Below are 21,710 nucleotides of genomic sequence, written 5' to 3' on the forward strand. Positions count from 1 at the left end.
GTTAAACACGCAAGGAGAACCGGATGCAATACCCACAGTTAGCGCCCTTCCCTGACGGATTTTTATGGGGAGCGTCCACTTCGGCCTACCAGGTTGAAGGGGCGTCACTTGAGGATGGCAAAGGGCCATCGGTGATTGATAAAGCCAGCTTTGACCCGCGCCTCACCGACTTCACCGTCACCAGCGATCACTACCACCGCTTTAAAGAGGATGTGGCCCTGTTCGCTGAGCTGGGCCTGAAGACTTACCGTTTGTCGATCTCCTGGAGCCGCCTGTTCCCGAACGGCAGCGGCGAGCTGAACGCGAAAGGCGTGGAGTTCTACCAGCAGCTGCTGAGCGAATTGACCCAGCACGGCATTGAACCGCTGGTCACGCTGTACCACTTCGATCTGCCGTGGGCGCTACAGGAGAAAGGCGGCTGGTCCGATCCGGCGACGGTCGATGCATTCGAGCGCTTCGCCCGCACCTGTTTTGAACTGTATGGCGACCGGGTGAAATACTGGCTGACCATCAATGAACAGAACATGATGATCCTGAAAGGCGACGTCATCGGTACGCTGCCGGCAGGAACGCCCGATCCGCACAAAACCCTGTATCAGCAGAATCACCATATGATGCTGGCACAGGCGCGGGCGATGATCGCCTGCCATCAAATGCTGCCGGGCGCAAAAATCGGCCCGGCGCCGAATATCTCCTGCGTCTATCCGGCCAGTTCTAAACCTGAGGATGTGCTGGCGGCCCATAACTTCACCTCTATTCGCAACTGGCTGTACCTCGACCTTGCCTGCCATGGCCGCTACAACACCGTGGCGTGGCGCTTTATGCAGGAGAAAGGCTGGCTGCCAAAGATTAATCCGGGAGATATGGAACTGCTGAAGCAGGCGAAGCCGGACTTTATTGCCTTCAACTACTATGCCTCTGCCACCGTGGCTGCCGCGCAGGATGAGGCGGGCGAAGGCAGCCAGAAGGTGGATCAGCAGATGGCAGGCATCGATAAGGATGTTTACGTCGGCACCAATAACCCGCACCTGAAGAAAAACCAGTTTAACTGGTATGTTGACCCGGTGGGCTTCCGCATTACCGCACGCGAGATTTACGATCGCTACACGCTGCCGCTGATTATTACCGAAAATGGCCTCGGCGCCTTTGATGAACTGACTGCCGACAACAAGGTGCATGATGACTACCGCATCGCCTACCTCAGCGACCACCTGGCACAGCTGCAGCTGGCGATCAGCGACGGCGTGGAGATCTTCGGTTATTGTCCGTGGTCGGCTATCGATCTGGTCAGCACGCATCAGGGCATCAGCAAGCGCTACGGCTTTATCTACGTCAATCGCGACGAGCACGATCTGAAGGATCTGGCGCGCTACCGCAAGAAGAGTTTCAGCTGGTACCAGCGGGTGATCGCCTCGAACGGCGCGAATTTGCACAAAGATATCGGGTATTAAACCCGTGGGGATCGGGCATGCCGATCCCTACGGATTTCTCGGTTTCGCTGGGCGCGGCTCACCCGACCCCAGCGGATGTTCCACTATTTTGTAGCGGCGAGGCATGCCTCGCCCAGGACGTTGTTAATCTCACCAGATAAGGAAAAGGTTATGTCACAGCAGTTACCCAACGATTTTTTATGGGGCGGCGCGGTCGCGGCACATCAGGTTGAAGGCGGCTGGAATGAGGGCGGCAAAGGCCCGAGCATCGTTGACGTATTGTCCGGCGGCTCCCACGGCGTTGACCGCCAGATCACCGACGGCATCGACCCGTCGCTCAACTACCCGAATCACCTGGCGGTAGATTTCTACCATCGCTACAAAGAAGATATCGCGCTGTTCGCCGAGATGGGCTTTAAGTGCTTCCGTACCTCGATTGCCTGGACGCGCATCTTCCCGAAAGGCGACGAGCAGGAGCCAAACGAAGCCGGATTACAGTTCTACGATGACCTGTTTGACGAGCTGCTGAAGCACGGCATTGAGCCGGTGATCACTCTCTCGCACTTCGAGATGCCGCAGCATCTGGTCAAGGAGTACGGCGGCTGGCTGAATCGCAAAGTGGTCGACTTCTTTGTGCGCTACAGCGAAGTGGTGCTGAAGCGCTATCAGCACAAAGTGAAATACTGGATGACCTTTAACGAGATCAACAACCAGCGTAACTGGCGCTATCCGCTGTTTGGCTACTGCAACTCCGGGGTGATTTTTACCGACCACGATAAGCCAGAGCAGGCGATGTACCAGGTGCTGCACCACCAGTTTGTTGCCAGCGCACAGGTAGTGAAGCTGGGCCATGAGATTAACCCGCAGCTGCAGATTGGCTGCATGCTGGCGATTGTGCCGCTCTACCCGTGGTCGTGCCACCCGGACGACGTGATGTTCGCCCAGGAGTCGATGCGTGAGCGCTATCTGTTCGGCGATGTGCATCTGCGCGGCTACTACCCCTCTTACATCCTGAAAGAGTGGCAGCGTAAAGGCTACCAGATCGAGATGCAGCCGGGCGACGAGCAGGTGCTGCGCGACGGCTGTGCCGATTACCTTGGCTTCAGCTATTACATGAGCAATGCGGTGCAGTTCTCCGCCAGGGACAGCGATGATGGCCGCCATATTGAGGGCTTCCCCGGCAGCCGCCCGAACCCGCACGTGAAAGCGTCCGACTGGGGCTGGCAGATTGACCCGGTAGGCCTGCGCTACACGCTGAATGCCTTCTGGGAACGCTATCAGAAGCCGATGTTTATCGTGGAAAACGGCTTTGGCGCTTACGATACCGTGGAAGCCAACGGCGAGATCAACGACGACTACCGCATTGCCTACCTGCAGGCGCATATCGAGCAGATGAAGATTGCGGTGCTGGAAGATGGCGTTGAGCTGATGGGCTACACGCCGTGGGGCTGTATTGACTGCGTATCGTTCACTACCGGCCAGTACAACAAGCGTTACGGCTTTATCCACGTGGATAAAAACGATGACGGTACTGGCACCCTGGCGCGCGCTAAGAAGAAGAGTTTCGCCTGGTATCAGCGGGTGATCGCCAGCAACGGCGCAGATCTGTAAAGCTGGAAAACATCGGGGCGACCGAAAAAATAGTCGGCCCTGTTACTCCCCCCTCCACATCCTGTAGGGGCCGTCCGCTTTTCTGGTCGACCCGCATATCGATGCACAAGGTAAAACGGGCGAGGCATGCCTCGCCCCTGCGAGAAAACTACGCTTTCTTGCCAATCGAACGGTGCAGATCCTGAATGCGTTTCATCGACTTCATGGTTTTTTGCGGCGCCGTGGATGCCACCGACATCACCAGCATCTCCAGACACAGCAGCACCGAACCGTGCAGCGCCACTTTGCCGTTTTCCCCGCCGCGCGGGACGACGATCACCGTATGCGCTTCGCGACTGAAGCGTGAATCCGGCGCATTGGTCAGCAGAATCGCCGGAATACCGAGACGCCGCGCTTCGGCCAGCGTGGTCAGCCCCTCCCGATGCGCCGACTTCTGCCCCATCATGATCAGCACGTCGCCACGCTGCAGGCTCAGCAGCTGTTCTGCCAGCAGAATGCCGGTGCGGTTGAGCGCATAAGCCGGGGTGCCAATGCGCGTCATCATGCGCGCCGTATAGTCCGCCAGCACGCCGGAGGCACCAATGCCGAAAATCGCTATCTGCTGCGCCTCGGCCAGCAGCGCCACGGCCTGCGCCATCGCCAGGCGATTTTTCGGCTCGCTTAATACTTCGCAGGCGCGCTGGTGCCCCTCAATGACGAAATCGATACTGGCATTGATATCGCAGGAGAGCGCGCTGACGGTGGTGTTCATCTTCTCCGCCGAGTTCAGTCCCGGCCCGAGAAAGCCTTCCATCGTCAATTTCACATCGCGCAGGCCAGCAAAACCCAATGCCTGAATGGCGCGGATCACCGTCGCATCGGAGCTTTGCGTGGCGACCGCAATTTCCATGGCCGTATGTTCCAGTACCACGTGGCGATGTTCGTTGATATAGCTGGCAACGGCATACAAACGGGGAGAAAGCTGATGCGCCCGTGCTCGAAAGCGCTCGCCGTACAGATCGGTGCGCCGGCGGCTGCCATGGCTCATTGCGCCTCCGCTTTTTCCGGCAGCGTGCGCCCGGAAAGATGGGATTGAACTTGCGCCACCAGCAGGCCGAGCGAAGCGAATGAGTTAGAGATCACCTCATCGCGCGACAGCAGAATGTAGTGCCCGCTGCGGCAGGCTTTGAGGAAGTCACAGAAGCCGGGGATGACCCGGTTCATGTCGGCGATCTCATCTGCTGGCTTACCGCCAGTATCGGCACGCCAGGTATCAAAGACGAAATCGGCATCCAGCTCCGGCAGGCGTTCTGCACTGACATCGATGCGGCCCCCGTCCGGGATGCTGTCGACCAGCGGCGGGAACCTGAACCCGGCATCGCGCAGCACCCGGCCCAGCGAGTGATAGCTGTGATGCACGGTAATTTTGCCGTTGTTAGCCTGGATAACCGACACGCTGATGTGCTGCGTGTCGACGACGTGCTTCAGCTGCGCGATCTGCTGCTGATAGCGGCGTTCGAGGATCGCCAGCTGCGCCTGGGTGCCGGTGAGCTGCGCCAGCTTGCTGTAGATGCGCGGCGCCCCGCCAACCAGATGATCGATGCTGACGGTCGGCGCGATTTTCTCCAGCTGCTCTACCGCCACGTTGCGGCTCGGTTCGGTGATAATCAGGTCCGGTTTGGCGGCGGCAATCGCTTCGATATCCATGTCAGCGCTGCCGATAAACTGGATAGCGGAGTTATCAAAATCGACCCCGGTCAGCAGCCCGCTGGAGCGCAGGAAATGGCTACCGTCCGGGCGCGTTCGGCCGTGGCTGGCCACCGGCGGCGCGCCAAGCTCGATCAGCGGAATCGTGATATCAAGATCGTGCAGTGAGACGATGCGCGTGGGGTGCAGCGGCACGGTCACCGTGCGCCCGAGGTCGTCGGTAAATTGCTGGGTGGGTGCAGCCGCGCCCGCCGAAGCTGCCAGCAGCAGCAGGAAAACAGTGAGAATACGCATCAGATATCCATGAAGTAAGGCTTACAAAATATCGCGCCGCCGCCACAGCAGCAGCAGGAAAAACGGGCCGCCAACCAGCGCCATCACAATGCCCGCCGGAATTTGCAGCGGGGCAAACGCCAGCCGCCCCAGATTATCAGTGACCAGCACCAGCAGAGCGCCAATCAGCGCGCTGCCGCTCAGCAGGGCCACCTGGCCGCCGCGCAGCAGAAAACGCGCCATGTGCGGAGCGATCAGGCCGACAAAACCCAGGCTGCCGACGCAGGAGACGCTGGCCGCCGTCAGCAGCACTGGCGCGAAAAAACGCACCAGCGACAGCCGCTGCAGGCGCACCCCAAGCCCGGTTGCCGCCTGATTGCCAAGCAGCGCCACATCGGATGCGCGCGCAGTGAGAAACAGGATCAGCGCAGCGGGCAGCGCCCAGGCGAAGTCCACCGTCAGCAGAGGCCAGGTAGCGGCATGCAGGCTGCCCGCCATCCACACCAGCGCCGTCTGCACGTCACGCACATCGGCAGTGGTGATAAAAACGCCGATGCCCGCGGCAAACAGCCAGGAAACGCCGATGCCGATCAAGATAAAACGCGGCCGTGAGAAGTCGCGCGCCAGCGCCATGACCAGCAGCGCCACCATCACTCCGCCCGCCATACCCGCCAGCGGTCGCCACAGCAGGCTGAGCGCCGGAAATAACAGGATCAGCGTCAGCACTACCGCGCTGGTGCCCTCTTTCACACCAATCAGGCCGGGGTCGGCCAGCCCGTTACGGGTGATCGACTGCATTGCCGCCCCGGCCATGCCGAGCATCGCGCCGCACAGGGCCGCCATCAGCAGGCGCGGCAGGCGGATATCCCATACGATATAGTGCTGCTGTGCCGGCAGCGGCTGCGGATAAAACAGCGCCCGGCCAATCGCGGAAGCCGGAACCGGCAGCGAGCCTTGCGTCAGGCCGAACGCCAGCAGCGCCACGGCGCAGGCGGCCAGCAGCAGGCCAATCATCAGCAGGCGCGGGCGCAGCAGCAGCGTGCAGCGCGCCATTTGCAGGCGGTGGAAACCGACGCGCTGTGCGGCACTTTTCATTTGAAGAACCTTGAGGCAATAAAGATAAATACCGGGGCGCCGACCAGCGCGGTCATCACACCGGTGGCCAGCTCCTGCGGGGCAATCAGCGTGCGCGCGGCAATATCCGCCAGCAGCAGCAGCAGGGCTCCACACAGCGCCGACAGCGGAATACCAGCACGAATATCATCGGTCATCAGTCGCCGCACGATATGCGGCACCACCAGGCCGATAAAGCCGAGCGGGCCGGCAACCGACACCGCCGCACCGCACAGCAGCGCCGCCGCAATCAGCCCCAGCAGACGGGTACGGGCGATATTGACGCCCAGCCCGCTGGCGACAACATCCCCCAGCGCCAGCACGTTAAGATAGGGCGCAATCGCCAGCGCCAGCAGCAGGCCGATCAGCGCAGGCAGCGTAGCCGCCGCCGTCACTGCCCAGCTCAGCCCGGCAAGATCGCCAGCCAGCCAGGTGCGCATGGCCAGCAGAGTCTGCTCGTCGAGGATCAGAATGGCAGCGGTAATGGAGGAGGCAAAGGCCGAGAGCGCCACGCCGCACAGCGTCACCTTCAGCGGCGTCAAACCGCTGCGCCCGGCAGAGGCCAGCAGCATCACGACGGCAAACAGCGCGGCAGCCCCGCAGGCGGCAATCAGCGGGCGGCCAAACAGCATTCCGCCCCAGCTGGCGCCAAGCGCCGAACTGATGACCACCGCCAGCGCCGCCCCGGCATTTAAGCCAAGAATATGCGGCTCGCCGAGCGGGTTGCGGATCACCGCCTGTAACAGCATCCCGGCCACGCCGAGCGCGGCGCCGGTCAGCAGCGCCGCCGCCAGCCGCAGCAGGCGCAGGTCGACAATCACCCTATGGTCAAAGTTGCGCGGGTCATACTCCAGTAACGCCCGCAGCACGGTTGTCGGGCCGATATAGCGCGCCCCCAGCCCGAGATGCACCAGCGAACAGGCCAGCAGCAGCGCCAGCAGGGTCAGCAGCGCGCTGAACGGGCGAGCGCGACGACGGCGCAGGATAGCGGCGAGAGCGCTCATCCGGCAGGTGTCTCGCGGCGGCGAAATGGCATAAAGAGAGGCTTGCCGGTCAGCGGGTTAAGCGACATCTGCACCTCGACGTCGAACACCGTTTTGATCAACTCCGGAGTGCAGCTTTCACCCTCGTTAATCACGCCCGCCAGTCGCCCCTGCTTGAGGAACACCAGCATATCGGCGTAGTTGACCGCAAAGTTAAGGTCATGCAACACCACCACCACGGTACGGCCATGCAGGCGCGTAAGGTCGTGCAGCAGTTCGAGGATCTCCACCTGGTAGCGCAGGTCGAGGAAGGTGGTCGGTTCATCCAGCAGGATAGTGGCGGTCTGCTGCGCCAGCGCCATGGCGATCCAGCAGCGCTGACGCTGCCCGCCGGAGAGGCTGTCGACGGGCTGATGAGCAAACTCCAGCGTGCCGGTCAGGCGCAGCGCCTCTTCCACCGCCTGCTCATCCTGCGCTGACCACTGGCGCATAAACCCCTGCCAGGGAAAGCGCCCGCGCGATACCAGCTCAAACACCGTCAGCCCTTCCGGCAGCAGCGGCGACTGCGGCAGCATGCCGAGCTGGCGCGCTACCGCTTTGGTCGGCTGCTGATGAATGGATTTGCCGTCGAGCCGCACGCTGCCGCCCAGCGGTAACAGCATGCGCGCCATCGTGGTCAGCAGCGTTGACTTGCCGGAGCCGTTAGCCCCCACCAGTACGGTCATTTTCCCGTGCGGAATGTGCAGGCTGACGCCATTAACAATCAGCTGCTTGCCGTAACCTGCTGACAGCTGGTCAAGGACCATTCCGTGCTCTGCTGGCGCAGTGATTTCATCTGCTGTGTTCTCCACCCGCTGTGGCATTGCTGGCTCCTGCACCGCCACGGCGTGACGGCAGAGCCAGCGCGCGCGTAGGTATCAAATAAAAATAACTCTCATTCGTTTTCTCGATCATGCGTAGAATGACTGTAGTAGTCAAGAACTAATAGCGAGCTGAACTACCGCGCAGGCTCACCCTTTTTATGGAAATAACAGGAAAGATAAATAAATATAATACCTTTTATTTTCAATTGACTAATAAAAAACAACCTTAAATAAAACAGGACAATGATCCGCTTTTATTCTTGTCGGTTTGATTGCTGTTTTTTACGTTTACTACTACATCACTACGTGTTTGAATGATTCTCAATTACATATCCGACTCCCGTTTGCCGGGTCTCACGGATAGCGCTGCGCAGAGACGCAATCATCGGGCAATGACAATAACTCACCATCATCCCCGGAAAGGGGAGAGAATCGCTTGCGGGAAAAAGAACCAATGAAAGAATTATCCTGGCTTCTGGGGAAAAAAGGATCGGCTTTATTTTCACTGCTGTTTGTCGGTGCTCTTGCCTCGCCTGCCGCTCTTGCAGCGGAGAAGGAGAGCGCAAAAACTTCAGCGGATGCCAGCGATGGCGGGACGCTGACCGTAGAGGCCAGCGTCGCTGACGCAGACGCGGCAATGACTTCCGGCTATCAGCCGCTCAGCTCCTCCACCGCCACCCTGACCAATATGCCGCTGCTGGATATTCCGCAGGTGGTGAATACCGTCAGCGACCGGGTGATTCAGGATCAGCACGCCACCACGCTGGATGAAGTGCTGAATAACGTCAGCAACGTGGTACAGACCAACACGCTGGGCGGCACTCAGGATGCGTTTGTACGCCGTGGCTTCGGCAGTAATCGCGACGGCTCGGTGATGACTAACGGGCTAAAAACCGTGCTGCCGCGCAGCTTCAACGCCGCCACCGAGCGGGTGGAAGTGTTAAAGGGCCCGGCCTCAACGCTGTACGGCATTCTCGATCCGGGCGGAATGATTAACGTCATCACCAAGCGCCCGCAGACCACTTTTGGCGGCGCGATTGAAGCGACCTCCACCAGCTTCGGGGGCGGTACTGGCAGCGTCGATCTGACTGGCCCGATCGCCGGAACCCGGCTTGCTTACCGCCTGATCGGCTCATATCAGCACGAAGATTACTGGCGTAATTTCGGCAGCGAGCGCAGCAGCTTTATCGCCCCCTCCCTGACCTGGTTTGGCGATGACGCGACGGTAAACGTCTCTTACGCACACCGTAACTACAGCACGCCGTTCGATCGCGGCACTATCTTTGACCTGGATACCGGCCATGCGGTCAACGTCAGCCGCGAAACGCGCTTTGACGAGGCTTACAATATCACCGACGGCGAATCCGACCTCGCGCAGCTCAACACCGAGTACCGCATCAACAATCAGTGGACGGCTAAGTTTGACTACAGCTTTAGCCAGGATAAGTACAGCGATAATCAGGCACGCGTGATGGCCTATGATGCGGCAACCGGCAACCTGACACGCCGCGTCGATGCCACCCAGGGATCGACCCAGCGCCAGCATTCCGCGCGCTTCGACCTGCAGGGCGATGTGGTGATCGGCGGGTTGTATAATGAGATCCTTACCGGGCTGTCGTATGAGAACTACGATCTGCTGCGCACCGATATGATCCGCTGCAAAAACGTTAAAGATTTCAATATCTACAATCCGTCCTACGGCGCAACCGGCAAATGCACCACCGTGTCGGCCTCCGACAGCGACCAGACTATCAAGCAGGTCAGCTATTCCGGCTACGTGCAGGACTCGCTCTACCTGAACGATAAATGGATTGCCGTCAGCGCCATGCGCTACACCACCTTCACCGAATACGCTGGTAAAGGCCGCCTATTCAACGTCAATACCGACAGCCGCGACAGCCGCTGGGTGCCGAAATTTGGCCTGGTGTATAAGGCCGCACCGAACGTCTCCTTCTTCGGTAACGTCTCGCAGTCGTTTATGCCGCAGTACTCTATCGCCAGCTACATCGGCGAGCTGCCGCCGGAAACCGCCACCTCATATGAAGTGGGTGCCAAGTTCGACCTGTTCAGCGGCGTGACCGCTAACGTTACCCTGTTCAACATCGACAAGCGTAACGTGCTGTATACCGACACGGTGAACGGCGAAAGCGTGGCGAAAACCGCCGGAAAAGTGCGTTCGCGCGGCGTTGAGGTCGATGTCGCCGGGGCTCTGACGCAGAACGTTAACGTGATCGCCAGCTACGGTTATACCGATGCCAAAGTGCTGGAAGACCCGGATTATCAGGGCAAGATGCTGCCTAACGTGCCGCGTCACACCGGCTCGCTGTTCCTGACTTACGATTTCCACAACGTCATCGGCGGTAATACGCTGACCGTCGGCGGCGGCGGCCACGCGGTCAGCCGCCGTTCCGGCGACAACGATGAGGATTATTCGCTGCAGGGCTATGCGGTGGCCGATGCGTTTGCCTCGTATAAGATCAAGACGCAGAACCCGGTCACCCTGCAGGTCAACGTGAAGAACCTGTTTGATAAGACTTACTACACCTCGTCTATCGCCAGCAATAATCTGTCCAACCAGATTGGCGACCCGCGTGAAGTGCAGTTTACCGTGAAGATGGATTTCTGATAGCCGCCGATCAACGTAAAAAAGGGCTGCCCGGGAAGCGGACAGCCCTTTATAAAGGCGCTTGCGGTGCCAGCACAGCATCGGCTGCCTGAAAAGGCGGGGATCGCTCCCCGCCTCCAGGTTGCTACTTACCGGATTCGTAAGCCATGAAAGCCGCCACCTCCCTGTCTCCATCTCTGTAGCGAATTTCGCACAGCGACTTTCGCGTCAGCCAGGTGAATATTAACAGTGTGAAACACACGATTAATATGCACCAGATAAGGGTACTGCGTGGCAGTTTCATAGCCGGCTACTCCTTGCCTTGCGGCGGGTAAGAGGCTATCCTGATGTTGGTTGGACATAGGGTGAGCCTCGTGGGTTAATGAAAATTAACTTACGGGGCTTTCTTCTTTCTGCCTCACTACAAACCAGCATCACTACCGGCCACATGAGGCAAAAAGCCTCAAGCGCCGCGCCGACTATAGCGCCATACCCTCCGAATTGACAAAGGTTAAATTTCAAAAAAACCTTTCTAATTAGTTAGTTAAATAACATGCACCGTTAATCGGTATCCACGCCCGGGCCGGGTCGCCGCAGTGATTTGGGCTTAAAAGCCGTAGCGGATTGCGTCCTTGCTCTGCTGCATCAGGCCGTCAATTTTCTCTGAGTACAGCTCCATCCCTTTGCCGTCCCCGGCCTGCGAGCAGGCGCGGCGTTTGGCGTTGTAGGCCTTCATCAATTGCGCCTGGGCAAAGCCCGGCTTACCGTAGCTGGCCATGCTCTGCTCCCAGCACTGGATGGCGCTGTCGCCGTCACCCGACTCAGAGAATGCTTTACCCAGTTCGTTAAGCGCGGCGGCGCACTCCTTCGGCGCCAGGCCCTGCTGTAAGATCTTGTCAATTGCGTCCATAAAGCCTCCGGTTAATTAATGGAAGAAGTTAAGGATGTGGCCAAACACCAGACCGACGCCGATCACGTCCGAATCGCTAAAGGTGACGTTCTGGAAGCCGTACTGACCGAGCAGCGGCAGCAGCAGCGCCGGTAACAGGGTAATAAACAGCCCGTGGAACACGCCGCCGATAATCGCCCCGCGCCGCCCGCCAACCGCGTTAGCAAAGATGCCTGCGGTGCCGCCTGCGAAGAAGTTAGTCAGCATGCCCGGCAGGATCATCGCCAGCCCAACCCACGGGAACAGGAACATGCCAATCACCGCGCCGACGGTGGTCGAAATAAAGCCAACAATCACCGCGTTCGGTGCATAGGGGAACAGCACCGGGCAGTCGAGCGCCGGAACCGCATCCGGCACCACGCGCAGGGCGATGCCGCGAAACGCCGGGACGATCTCCGCCAGCAGCAGGCGCACCCCGGCCAGCAGCACGTAAACGCCAACCACAAACTGAATCGACTGCAGGAAGGCGTATACCAGATAGTTGACGCCGTTAGAGGATGCCGCCACCACTTCCGGACCGGCCGCAATCGCCGGGATCAGGTAGATCGGGATCATCACCACCATCATCGACAGATAAGTATCCTGCAGGAAGGAGAGCGCGGGTGGCAGCTCCATATCCTCGGTGCTTTTGCTGACGTCGCCGGTGACTTTAGCGACCCCGGCCTGCACCATATAGCCGATAGTGCAGAAGTGCCCGAGGGCGATATCATCACCGCCGGTGATCTTACGCACAATCGGCTGCGCAATCGCCGGCATCAGCACTGCCATCAGCCCGGCAATCACCCCGCCGAGCAGGATCAGTTCCACCCCGCGCAGGCCGCCCATGTAGCCGATAACCGAACAGACGGTCGCCATCCACAGCGAGGCCTGCCCGGTGAGGAAGATATACTTCCAGCGCGTCAGGCGGGCAACCAGGATATTGACGATAAACGCCACCACCATGATCAACGCCGTCTCACGGCCGAGAGTTTGCTGTGCAATCCCGGCGATAGAACCCACATCGGTTACCACGCCGCGCATATTAAAGCCTTTCTGGAATATCTCCCCGAGGAAGGTCAACGTGGCGACAATAATGCTGGCACCGGATAGCAGAACTAAAAAACCCAGTAACGTTTTTAATGTTCCGGTAATGACCTGTCCGGGGCTTTTTTTCAGGGCGATCAGGCCGATCATGGCAATCAATGAAATAAGAATTGACGCCTGCCCCAGTACATCATGGACAATAAAGGTAAGGAAAGACATAATACTCCCCTGTTCACTTATAATCGGATTTAAATGAAAAATTAAATAAGATAGCCTTTCTCTTTAAGGATTGGCTCTAGTTTTGTTTTTATTTCGTTTTTATCCACCAGCCGCTTGAGGTAAATAATGGTGGAGTTAATGGTGTAATGCTGAAACTGTGAACGGAAGTTTTCACCGGTCATGATAATATCAACGCGAGATGAGGTGGCACTGGATATATCACAGTGCGACAGGTCCGCATCGACACCCAGATCTTTTAGCGCCGCTTCAATACTCATTTCGCAGGCAAAGCTGCTGCCAAGCCCGGCGCCACATACCGCCAGAATGGATAATTTTTTCATCAGGCATACCTTAATTAAGTGTCTGTTAGTCCGCGACTACTGACTGCGGGTATGTTGACGGGCATCCCTTCCCCTGACCGCTCCGGGCTTCAGAACTGGCGTAAAATCTCCAGCACTGCTGATGGTTCTCTCGCCTGGCGCAGCCTCTCGACTACGCCATCTTCACAAAACAGCTGTGACAGACTGGCGATCATTTCAATATGAGAATGGCTGTCGACAGCAGCCAGGGCAAATATCACGTACACCGGGTCATTATCTTCACTGCCAAAACTCACGCCCTCTGAAACAATTAATAAAGAGAGCGCGGTTCTGATAACCCCTTCTTCTGGCCGGGCATGCGGCATCGCAATACCTTCACCCAGCACATAATAGGGGCCAATCTGCTTGTGCATATCATAAATAGCATTAAGGTATCGGGGTTCCACTGCACCATTATCGATCATCGGCTGCAGCGCAATCTCTACCGCTTTTTGCCAGTTATCAGTATGCGTTAACAGTTTCAGATTACTGTTATTAATCCAGTCGGTTAACATTCGGCTACCCTTGTTTATTGTTCAGAGAGTTAATTCACTATACTTTCTGTCGAATATTAAAAACGTGATCAAACTGACTTATTGAATAATAAATAATTAAATATCACTCAATTAAAATTAAAGCCATGGCATCAAGCTGGTTATTTCAACCAGTATTCGTCATTAATTTAATTCCTGTGAACCCTCAGGAAAGATCGACTTTAATTATCGGCGATAGTTAAAAGGTTTATTACCCCCGTTCGATGATCTCCCGCACCCACTGGGTTAACTGGCTGAAGTCGATGTCGCTGCGCTGATCGGCCAGCCATACCGGCCCCAGACTCATCGGCTCAGCGCTGTCGGCTAGCAGCTGCAGTTCGGCGACATATTCCGCCCCCGGATGACCCGGCAAGCGTGTATTCAGCCTCGCGGCGTAGCGCTGTGCCGCCAGTTCACCTGGGATCTGGCACCAGATCTCTGCCACCGTTTCAATGCCTGCACCGCAGATAAAGTCTTCGAGATCCGCCTTCGGCTGAAAGCCAAACCACGCATCGACAATAAAGGTGTTCCCCGCAGGTGCCGCCGCAATAATCGACCAGATCGCCTGATAAGCCGCAATGCCCAGCTTACGGTTCATCGGACGATCCACGCCGGTCAGCTGGCGCATAAACGGCTCTTTAATCGTGTCCAGCGTCAGCAGCGGCCAGCCGGTTTCCGTTGCCAGACGGGTCGCGATATGGCTCTTGCCCGACGCGGGTACGCCGTTAACCATCACCAGGCGTTTAGCGCCGGGCTGCTGGGCGGTGGGCTGCAGAGTGGACGTATCAGGCATGGCTGGTGCTTTCCTCTGTGGTAGTACGCGGCTGGAAATGTTTGCCAATCACCGCCTGGATTTCACGCAGGCGCGGGATAGCCAGCGTCTCCAGCTTTTCACGAGTGACGCGGTGATCGAGCGAGATGCAGTCCTTCCACAGCGCCCGCCCGGCAATCACGCCGGAAGCACCGTTGCTCATCGCATCCGCCACCTGGCCTAAGAAGGTACTGTGATCGACCCCAGCCGAGAGTACCGCCCACGGCACGTCCCCGGCAAGTTCGGTGATCGCCGCACAGTCTTTGGCCGAGCCAGGATAAGGGATTTTCAGCACTTTGGCGCCCAGCTCCAGCGACAGCCTGGTGCCTTCGTAGATCAGCGACGGCACGCGGCTTTTATACGCTTCTTCGCTTTCGTCGGGCAGAGCGTAGGTGAGGAACTCAACCACCAGCAGCAGGTCTTCACGGACGAAGTCCTCTATACAGTGGCGCAGAATATCGAGGTTATGACCGTTGGCGTCCGGGCGATCGGCGCGCAAATAGACCATAATTTTCCCCCCGTTAGCGCCCAGTTCGCGCACGCGGCGGGCGCTGATGCCCTCCACCAGGCGCGAATTGCGGTAGCCTTCCGGCGTGGTGTCAAAGCCGGATGCGTCAAGGCCGATCAGCAGCGCGGTATCGCGGGCAATAATGCCGTCATCAACCAGATCCGGCACCGCGCAGACGGCGTCCACCAGTACGCAAGAGGCCTGGCTGGCAAGATAGCGGGTGATATCGGCTTTAATGCCGCCCAGCTGCTGCTCGGAGATCGCTTTCTGCTGTTCCGGGTCGGCGCTCAGCAGGGTACGCATGGCCCCGCGCTGATCGCAGGCGATCACCAGCATCGCGCCGTTGCTGCCACAAATTTGCTGATAGCCGCGCAGCTCGGAAGTAGACATGTGTGACATAGGGTGGTCCTCACTTAGTACTAGGGTAAAAAAAGCCGTCATCGACGACCAGAAAGTTACCTTTAGCCTGTGTGCACGACCGCGGGCTGATTCCGCTGAATCTCCTGTCCTGTCAGGGGTTTCTGCCACCTGTGCACATTGCAATTTGTCTGGTGTTGCGCAATAATTCTCCAACCGATGAACTGAGTGTAATACATTGCAGAAAGGAATTACAACCTGAAAGAGCCACTTTTACAAGATCCCGCCACCACCCGGGCGATGATGCACATGGTGGCGAAGCTGCACTATCAGTCCGATATGTCGCAGGTTGATATCGCTAAAAAACTGGGCGTTTCCACCGCTACCATCTCGCGTCTACTGACCAAAGCGCGCGCGGCGGGGATCGTGCGGATCGAGGTGATTGAGCTGACGTCCCCCGAGGAGATCACCGCCGATCTCATTGCTCAACTGGGGTTAAAAAGTGCAGCGGTAGTGGAGTCGCCACCCGCAAACGTGCTGAGCGCGCTGAGCGCTCCGCTCGCCTCGCTGCTGCAGCAAGCGGATCTGGTTAGCGGTTCTGTGGTGGGTATCGGCTGGGGGCGGGCAGTGCGTGAAGTCACGCTCTCCGGTCTGCCGCGCCTGCCGGGAGTCATAACCGTGGCGCTGAACGGCGGAATGCAGCAGGCGGCGGCGCATTTTCAGATTAACGAATTTGTGCGCCAGGCCGCAGAACAGATGGGCGGCACACCGCATTTTCTGCATGCGCCCTATATCTCCTCCCCGGTGCTGCGCGATGCGTTTCTTTGCGACCCCGGCGTGCAACAAATTACCTCGCTGTGGGACAAGCTCGACGTGGCGATTGTCGGCGTGGGCCTGACGCATCATGCGCCGCAGCCGATGGAAGCCAGCACCGCCACGCCGGACGAGCAGGCGCTGAGCCACGCCGCTGGCGATGTGCTGCGCCATTACGTTACCGAAGCGGGAGAAGTGCTGGACTGGGAGGGGGAACAGCGGATGATCGCCGCCTCCCCCGATCAGCTGCGCCGCACGCCACTGTGCATTGGCGTGGCCGCCACCCCGGAAAAAGCGGCCGGGATCATCGGCGCCGTGCGTTCCGGCATGATCAACGCGCTGGTCACCGATATTAAAACTGCCCAGGCGATACTCGACCGCCTGGTAAGCGAAACGCTCTGACTCTTGCGGTGTGCCTTTACCTTAAGGGTAGAGGCACTTAACCTCATAAAAATCATCAGTTATTAGAAATATCTTATATCTAAGTTATTCTCATTTCGCTTTTTTAACCTGCCAGTTATTAATAAGAATAATTATCAAACTTATTTAAAAAACAGAACAATTTAGATTGAGCAAGGAATGATTATCACTTACCAATCATAACTTTAGGTAAGCAAATTTAATTTAGCCTTTGCTATATAAAACGGTTTTTATTTGTTCTTAATGCATGCATAATGCGCAGAAATCACCTGTTTGCTTCACCCTAAAAATAAATTAAAGGAGTCACCATGCTGACTAACGAAATGACTGCTCAGTTGAACGATCAGCTGAATCTGGAATTCTATTCTGCCAACCTGTACCTGCAGATGAGCGCATGGTGCAACGACAAAGGTTTTGAGGGCGCGGCTGCTTTTATGCGTGAGCACTCTAATGAGGAGATGCAGCATATGCAGCGTCTGTTCAACTACCTGAGCGACACCGGCGCGATGCCAGTGCTGGGTACGATTGAGGCACCGCCGGTGACCTTTAACTCCCTGCACGAAGTGCTGGAACAGGCCTATCAGCACGAGCAGCTGATCACTGGAAAAATCAACGAGCTGGCGCACGCGGCGATCACCACTCAGGACTATTCGACCTTCAACTTCCTGCAGTGGTATGTGGCTGAGCAGCACGAAGAAGAGAAGCTGTTTAAATCAGTACTGGATAAGCTGGCGCTGGTAGGCAACAGCGGCCAGGCGCTGTTCTTCGTGGATAAAGATTTGCAGAAGCTGAGTGAGCCAGGCGCAGGCGCGCACGGTTAACAAGAGGCAAAGGGCCGATCGAAATGAGGGTTGGCCCCTGAGTTATCCTCAGAAGTGACTGCGGTTGCTAAACGTCGGCTAACCGGTCTGCGCTCAGCCTGAGCACGCCGGAACGGCGACGCTCCCTGCGGGCTTCGGCACGCGGCATCCCTGCCACGTGACGTCCGGCTTATCTCCGTCCGATCTCCTTCCCCGCTATTACCGTGCTCGCAGTGGATCTATCACCGCAACGATAAGGCTCTGGGTGAAAGCAGCCCTGCCCCCTGTTACCCTTTCGGCTTCAACGTCACCCAGTATCCCGGCTGATAGTCGATCGGCAGGAAACGCTGGTGGAACTCGCGGAAGGTGGCATCGGGGTCGATATCCTTGAACAGCTCAGGATGCAGCCACTTTGCCAGCGCCTGAATGGCGACGAACTGGTACGGGCTGTCGTAAAACTGGTGCCAGATAGCGTGCGCGTTGCCGTTGGTTGCCACCGGCAGCGTGCGAAATGCCGGGCGGGCCATCAGCGCCGTCAGCCGCTGGGTGGCTTCGCTGATATTGGCGCCGGGACCCACTCCGACCCAGCCTCCGGCGGTGTTGTAGTTCTTCCAGTTAGCGCCGGTCACCACCACCACATCCGGGCGGGCGGCAATAATCTGCTCCGGATTAAGGGTGCCGAAGGTGCCGGGAATCAGCCCTTTAGCGATATTAATCCCGCCAGCCACTTCGACCATGCGGCCAAAATTCTCATCGCCGAATGACATGCAGCACTCTTCGGTATAGCCACCCGCCCTATCCAGCATCACTTTAGGCCGTGTACCCTGAAAGTTTTTCAGACGATCGGTAACGATGTCGATCTGCTGCTGGCGGAAGGCAATAATCTCCTCCGCCCGCTGCGGCTTGCCTACCAGCTGCCCCATGATGCGGATACTTTTCTCGGCATTCTCAAACGGCTTCTCGCGGAAATCGATAAACACCACCGGAATGCCCAGCTTATTCAGTTTTTCCGTCAGCTGGGATTCATCAGTTGCGGCTTTTGACTCAAGATTCATCAGCACCAGATCCGGCTTCAGCGTCAGCGCCTGCTCAACGTTGAAGGTACCATCTTTCGCGCCGCCAAAAGTTGGCAGCCGGGTAATAGACGGGTATTTTTTCGCGTAGACCTGGTAGCTGTCAAAGTCTGCTTTGGGCAGATCGTCACGCCAGCCCACCACGCGCTTGAACGGGGCATCGGTATCAAATGCGGCCAGCAGGTAGATTTGCCGCCCTTCACCCAGGATCACCCGCTGCACTTCGGATTTGATCTCAACTTTACGCCCGCTGACATCTTCCACCACGAACGGCGCGGCCAGCAGACTGGCGGATGAGAGCAACCCGCCAGCAACGATTAATGCTTTACCCCAGAACGTCATAGCCAACCTCATAAAAGAAAATGATTATTATTATCAATATCGCAATTACGTGGCGATGCTACGACGAGCGGCTGATTATTACAAGATGTGTCAGAGAGAAATTTCGGGCAGTGATTATCACGGCGCCCGGCGGCGCCATGATTCAGAAGCTAAACTGGTAGAATTTGCTGTCAACCGCCATCAGCGGGAAACTGGCGGGCAGCTCCGCGGGGAGGATTTCACTGAAGCCATTTTTTTCGTAAAAACGATGCGCGGCGAGGAAGGCGGAGGTGGTACCAAGAAACACGTCCTTTACGCGGCGATCGCGCGCCGACATGATCAGCGTGTTCAACAGCGCCGAGGCTACGCCGTGCTGCCTGCCGCGCCATTCTGCCGCAACAAACATCTTGCGCAGCGCCGCCTGCTGGTTGCCGATATCCTTCAGGCCGATGCAGCCCACCACCTTATTGCCCACCAGCGCCAGCCAGAAATCCCCGCAGCCCTGCTGATAAAAGTTTTCAATATCTCTGAGATCCGGCTGCTGCTCCGCCGTGATATTAATGCCGAACTCTTCGGTCTGGATCGGCAGGATCAGATCGACAACTCCAGCCTGAAACTCCGACCGATAGCGCTGAATGGTGACATGCTGTGTGGGCATCATGGTGAGCTCCGCTTTGGTTAAGATAATTCTGGCATTGCGGATTAATCTAGCGCTTTGGTCATGCATTGGCGAATGAAAATTCGCCAATGCTGAGATGAAATTTTCTCCACTCTCTGCTGGAACTGCTTAGAAATTATAGTAAAACGTCAGCCAGGTTTCATCGGGATCGTTGTCACTGCTGGCGGTGAACGTCCGCTCCAGGTAAACGCTGAAGCCCCATCCGATATCGGCCCCCATCCCAACATAGGTGTGATTCGCATGGTAGTTTTCATCGCTTTTCAGGCGCAGACTGTCCACCGCCACATAGGGTTGAATCGATTGTAGGCCGGGTTTGTTAATCTTGAAGGTGTAGCCGCCAAACGCCTCCAGGCCGTAGCCATCCCCTGCCAGATAGCGATCGGTGCGCTCGGCGTGCTGATTAGGCAGGAAGTGACGGTAATAGGTCGCGGTCCCCGCCAGATACCAGTTATTTGGCTGCCAGGTTAACGCCATGCCGGAATAGTGCTGCTGATAGCTGGTTTGCGTGCCGTTGCCATGTTTTATCGTTGCTTTGGTCTGATCCCACGCCGCACTGAGCGTCAGATCTTTATCCAGCTGATAATCGAAGCCAATCGCCGCGCCGCGATCGCGACGGTAATATTTGTTGCCGCCGAGCACCAGATCATTCTGCGGCAGCAGCCAGGCGGTATACAGCGTCAGGTCGCCAAAGGTGTTGGTGTAGTGGATGCTATTTTTGGGGCGGTTGCCACCGTCGTAGTCCCCTGCCACCCCGCTGCCATCCGCCGCCGCATAACCGTCATTATCCCAGACGTCACTTTTTACCCCGACGGTCTCATAATAAACGCCGTACTGATGGCCGAATGTCAGCGTGCCGTAGCGATCGTCTTTGATACCGCCATACAGCTGGCGCTGCTTGTCCCAGTTGCCATCGTGATCGTAATGATTTTTCAAACCGAGCATATGTGCGGTATCAATACCCCATTCGTAATAGGCAATAATGGAGGTGTCTGACGTCAGGGCATAATCACTGCTGAAGCGTAAACGCGTGCCGCCATCATGACCATTATGATTATCCGGCCCGCGGTTCCAGATAAATTCCGGGCGGATACTGCCGCCAATTTGCAGGCTTAACGGATCGAGCCAGCCAATATCAAAAGCCTGCTTCTTTAATAGCGTCACTTCCGCATGAGAGGCCGGAACCAAAGCCATCAGCGCGCTCGCGCCCAGTAACATCCTTGTATATTGCAAAATATCGCTCCATTGCTGTTAATAAATTCTGATAAGAAATCCGCGAATGGAGACGTATAAAATATCAATTAGATCATCGTCGTGATCTTTAGTGCTTTAACCATTATTTAACCGATTTTCCGCAATAAATGCGAAATAAACGCGCCAGCTCGGCCCCCATTGGCGTTAGCGTAGTGTCCTTCCGCTGAATTAAATAGAAGGTGGCATTAGGCAGCTGCTCTTTGATATTTAGCGCTACCAGCTGATTGCCCAGAATAGGATCGCCAATCACATCGCTGGAGAGAATACTGACAAAGTCACTCTGCGCAATCAGGCTGGTGCAGGCCATAAAGGTTTCGCAGGTAACGCTGATGGCCGGGGCCATGCCCATATCGTGCAGCAGATCGTGCAGCAGGCGGTAGTAGCTACCGCGCGGCGTTGGCATGGTCCAGTCGCAGTGCTGCAGCTCCGCCAGCGAAGTCGCGTGCTGGCACGGGTGCCCCTTGCGTACCACGACGCGGTATTCGCGCTCCATCAGCCGTTCATAGCTCAGCTCGCTGTCCAGGTGGCCGGGATAGGAAGTGTTAATGGTGAAATCCAGCTCGCCCTGGCGCAGTTCGGGGATCATCGAGACCAGCTGCCCTTCAACGATGCGGATCTTCACGTTGGGAAACTGACGCCGGAACTGGGTGATCACCTGCGGCATCAGGGTGCGTGCAATGCTGCCGCCCACCCCGATATTGACCGTACCGCCCGCCAGCCCCAGGCGCTGCTGGATATCCTCCTGCGCGACGCGCAGCTCTTCTATGATCAGGCTCGCATGTTGGAAAAAGTTATCACCGATTTCGGTGAGCGCCACGCCCTGACGACGGCGTATAAAAAGCCGCGCGCCGAGCACCTCCTCCAGTTCCTGAATCGATTTTGTTAAAGCGGGCTGAGACAGGCCTGCGGCGCGGCTGGCGGCGCGAATACTGCCGTGGCGCGCCACATCAACAAAGGCGCGTAGCTGGTGCAGCTTGATGGATGCGGGCATCGGATCTCCGTTTTTGTGATAACTGTTGATTATCAATCA

Annotated in this window: 21 protein-coding genes and 1 pseudogene; 5 read left to right on the top strand and 17 right to left on the bottom strand. The window is 57.3% G+C overall.

All coding sequences use genetic code 11. The features are described from left to right. The first annotated feature begins 23 nt into the window (after positions 1 to 23). A complete protein-coding gene (locus J2Y91_RS04280) occupies positions 24 to 1,451 on the top strand; it encodes a glycoside hydrolase family 1 protein (protein ID WP_133622762.1) in 1,428 nt (475 codons plus the stop codon). 150 nt (positions 1,452 to 1,601) lie between these two features. Then, the gene (locus J2Y91_RS04285) at positions 1,602 to 3,041 is read left to right on the top strand and encodes a 6-phospho-beta-glucosidase (RefSeq protein ID WP_133622761.1); all 1,440 of its coding nucleotides are present in this window, start codon (positions 1,602 to 1,604) and stop codon (positions 3,039 to 3,041) included. Between the two features lie 148 nt (positions 3,042 to 3,189). Here the strand turns inward: J2Y91_RS04285 and J2Y91_RS04290 are convergent, their stop codons facing one another. Genes J2Y91_RS04290 through J2Y91_RS04310 form a run of 5 tightly spaced genes read right to left on the bottom strand, consistent with a single transcriptional unit; the run spans position 3,190 to position 7,959 of the window. Further along, positions 3,190 to 4,068, bottom strand: a complete 879-nt coding sequence (locus J2Y91_RS04290; RefSeq protein ID WP_133622760.1) for a MurR/RpiR family transcriptional regulator — start codon at positions 4,066 to 4,068, stop codon at positions 3,190 to 3,192. Next, positions 4,065 to 5,021, bottom strand: a complete 957-nt coding sequence (locus J2Y91_RS04295) for an ABC transporter substrate-binding protein (protein ID WP_133622759.1) — start codon at positions 5,019 to 5,021, stop codon at positions 4,065 to 4,067. The genes J2Y91_RS04290 and J2Y91_RS04295 overlap by 4 nt, the downstream gene beginning before the upstream one ends. Before the next feature lie 21 nt (positions 5,022 to 5,042). Further along, the gene (locus J2Y91_RS04300) at positions 5,043 to 6,095 is read right to left on the bottom strand and encodes a FecCD family ABC transporter permease (RefSeq protein WP_253537401.1); all 1,053 of its coding nucleotides are present in this window, start codon (positions 6,093 to 6,095) and stop codon (positions 5,043 to 5,045) included. After that, positions 6,092 to 7,117: a FecCD family ABC transporter permease gene (locus J2Y91_RS04305; protein WP_133622757.1), complete on the bottom strand. Its 1,026-nt coding sequence runs from the start codon at positions 7,115 to 7,117 to the stop codon at positions 6,092 to 6,094. Before J2Y91_RS04305 ends, J2Y91_RS04300 begins: the two co-directional genes overlap by 4 nt. Then, complete coding sequence (locus tag J2Y91_RS04310; protein ID WP_048914649.1) at positions 7,114 to 7,959, bottom strand: ABC transporter ATP-binding protein; 846 nt, start codon at positions 7,957 to 7,959, stop codon at positions 7,114 to 7,116. Before J2Y91_RS04310 ends, J2Y91_RS04305 begins: the two co-directional genes overlap by 4 nt. Positions 7,960 to 8,413: 454 nt before the next feature. On the opposite strand from J2Y91_RS04310, the gene J2Y91_RS04315 reads away from it, so the two are divergent. Further along, positions 8,414 to 10,585, top strand: coding sequence for a TonB-dependent siderophore receptor (locus J2Y91_RS04315; RefSeq protein ID WP_253537403.1), 2,172 nt, complete (start codon positions 8,414 to 8,416; stop codon positions 10,583 to 10,585). Between the two features lie 124 nt (positions 10,586 to 10,709). Here the strand turns inward: J2Y91_RS04315 and J2Y91_RS04320 are convergent, their stop codons facing one another. The 8 genes and pseudogenes from J2Y91_RS04320 to J2Y91_RS04355 all read right to left on the bottom strand — a co-directional run bounded on the left by J2Y91_RS04320 (position 10,710) and on the right by J2Y91_RS04355 (position 15,365). Then, positions 10,710 to 10,835, bottom strand: coding sequence for a type I toxin-antitoxin system Hok/Gef family toxin (locus tag J2Y91_RS04320; RefSeq protein WP_366521325.1), 126 nt, complete (start codon positions 10,833 to 10,835; stop codon positions 10,710 to 10,712). After that, a pseudogene (locus tag J2Y91_RS04325) lies at positions 10,777 to 10,926 on the bottom strand (DUF5431 family protein); the annotation flags it as partial. The gene J2Y91_RS04320 and the pseudogene J2Y91_RS04325, both read right to left, overlap by 59 nt. 245 nt (positions 10,927 to 11,171) lie before the next feature. Beyond that, the gene (locus J2Y91_RS04330) at positions 11,172 to 11,474 is read right to left on the bottom strand and encodes a hypothetical protein (RefSeq protein ID WP_048914646.1); all 303 of its coding nucleotides are present in this window, start codon (positions 11,472 to 11,474) and stop codon (positions 11,172 to 11,174) included. A gap of 15 nt (positions 11,475 to 11,489) precedes the next feature. Continuing rightward, complete coding sequence (locus J2Y91_RS04335) at positions 11,490 to 12,755, bottom strand: PTS sugar transporter subunit IIC (RefSeq protein ID WP_048914648.1); 1,266 nt, start codon at positions 12,753 to 12,755, stop codon at positions 11,490 to 11,492. Between the two features lie 41 nt (positions 12,756 to 12,796). Next, positions 12,797 to 13,096 carry a PTS sugar transporter subunit IIB gene (locus tag J2Y91_RS04340; RefSeq protein WP_062818079.1) on the bottom strand — a complete coding sequence of 100 codons (300 nt, stop codon included), beginning with the start codon at positions 13,094 to 13,096 and terminating at the stop codon, positions 12,797 to 12,799. A gap of 89 nt (positions 13,097 to 13,185) precedes the next feature. Next, positions 13,186 to 13,629 (bottom strand): PTS sugar transporter subunit IIA, encoded by a 444-nt coding sequence (locus J2Y91_RS04345; RefSeq protein ID WP_099755201.1) that lies wholly within the window; start codon positions 13,627 to 13,629, stop codon positions 13,186 to 13,188. A gap of 229 nt (positions 13,630 to 13,858) precedes the next feature. Beyond that, positions 13,859 to 14,440, bottom strand: coding sequence for a P-loop nucleotide/nucleoside kinase family protein (locus J2Y91_RS04350; RefSeq protein ID WP_133622754.1), 582 nt, complete (start codon positions 14,438 to 14,440; stop codon positions 13,859 to 13,861). Beyond that, on the bottom strand, positions 14,433 to 15,365 hold the full coding sequence (locus J2Y91_RS04355) for a tagatose-bisphosphate aldolase (RefSeq protein WP_133622753.1): 933 nt from the start codon (positions 15,363 to 15,365) through the stop codon (positions 14,433 to 14,435). The genes J2Y91_RS04350 and J2Y91_RS04355 overlap by 8 nt, the downstream gene beginning before the upstream one ends. Before the next feature lie 267 nt (positions 15,366 to 15,632). On the opposite strand from J2Y91_RS04355, the gene J2Y91_RS04360 reads away from it, so the two are divergent. Both J2Y91_RS04360 and ftnA read left to right on the top strand, forming a co-directional pair. Continuing rightward, positions 15,633 to 16,538 carry a sugar-binding transcriptional regulator gene (locus tag J2Y91_RS04360; RefSeq protein ID WP_133622752.1) on the top strand — a complete coding sequence of 302 codons (906 nt, stop codon included), beginning with the start codon at positions 15,633 to 15,635 and terminating at the stop codon, positions 16,536 to 16,538. A gap of 326 nt (positions 16,539 to 16,864) precedes the next feature. Next, the gene (gene ftnA, locus J2Y91_RS04365) at positions 16,865 to 17,377 is read left to right on the top strand and encodes a non-heme ferritin (RefSeq protein ID WP_048914644.1); all 513 of its coding nucleotides are present in this window, start codon (positions 16,865 to 16,867) and stop codon (positions 17,375 to 17,377) included. A 266-nt stretch (positions 17,378 to 17,643) separates the two neighbouring features. Here ftnA and J2Y91_RS04370 read toward each other — a convergent pair whose 3' ends face one another. The 4 genes from J2Y91_RS04370 to J2Y91_RS04385 form a co-directional block, all read right to left on the bottom strand. Further along, the gene (locus J2Y91_RS04370) at positions 17,644 to 18,771 is read right to left on the bottom strand and encodes an ABC transporter substrate-binding protein (RefSeq protein WP_133622751.1); all 1,128 of its coding nucleotides are present in this window, start codon (positions 18,769 to 18,771) and stop codon (positions 17,644 to 17,646) included. Positions 18,772 to 18,913: 142 nt separating this feature from the next. Beyond that, on the bottom strand, positions 18,914 to 19,411 hold the full coding sequence (locus tag J2Y91_RS04375) for a GNAT family N-acetyltransferase (RefSeq protein ID WP_133622750.1): 498 nt from the start codon (positions 19,409 to 19,411) through the stop codon (positions 18,914 to 18,916). 126 nt (positions 19,412 to 19,537) lie between these two features. Next, positions 19,538 to 20,644 (bottom strand): porin, encoded by a 1,107-nt coding sequence (locus tag J2Y91_RS04380; RefSeq protein ID WP_436232200.1) that lies wholly within the window; start codon positions 20,642 to 20,644, stop codon positions 19,538 to 19,540. 118 nt (positions 20,645 to 20,762) lie between these two features. Continuing rightward, positions 20,763 to 21,671: a LysR family transcriptional regulator gene (locus J2Y91_RS04385; RefSeq protein ID WP_048914638.1), complete on the bottom strand. Its 909-nt coding sequence runs from the start codon at positions 21,669 to 21,671 to the stop codon at positions 20,763 to 20,765. Between the last annotated feature and the right edge of the window lie 39 nt (positions 21,672 to 21,710).

The sequence above is a fragment of the Erwinia aphidicola genome, from assembly GCF_024169515.1.
GTDB lineage: Bacteria > Pseudomonadota > Gammaproteobacteria > Enterobacterales > Enterobacteriaceae > Erwinia > Erwinia aphidicola.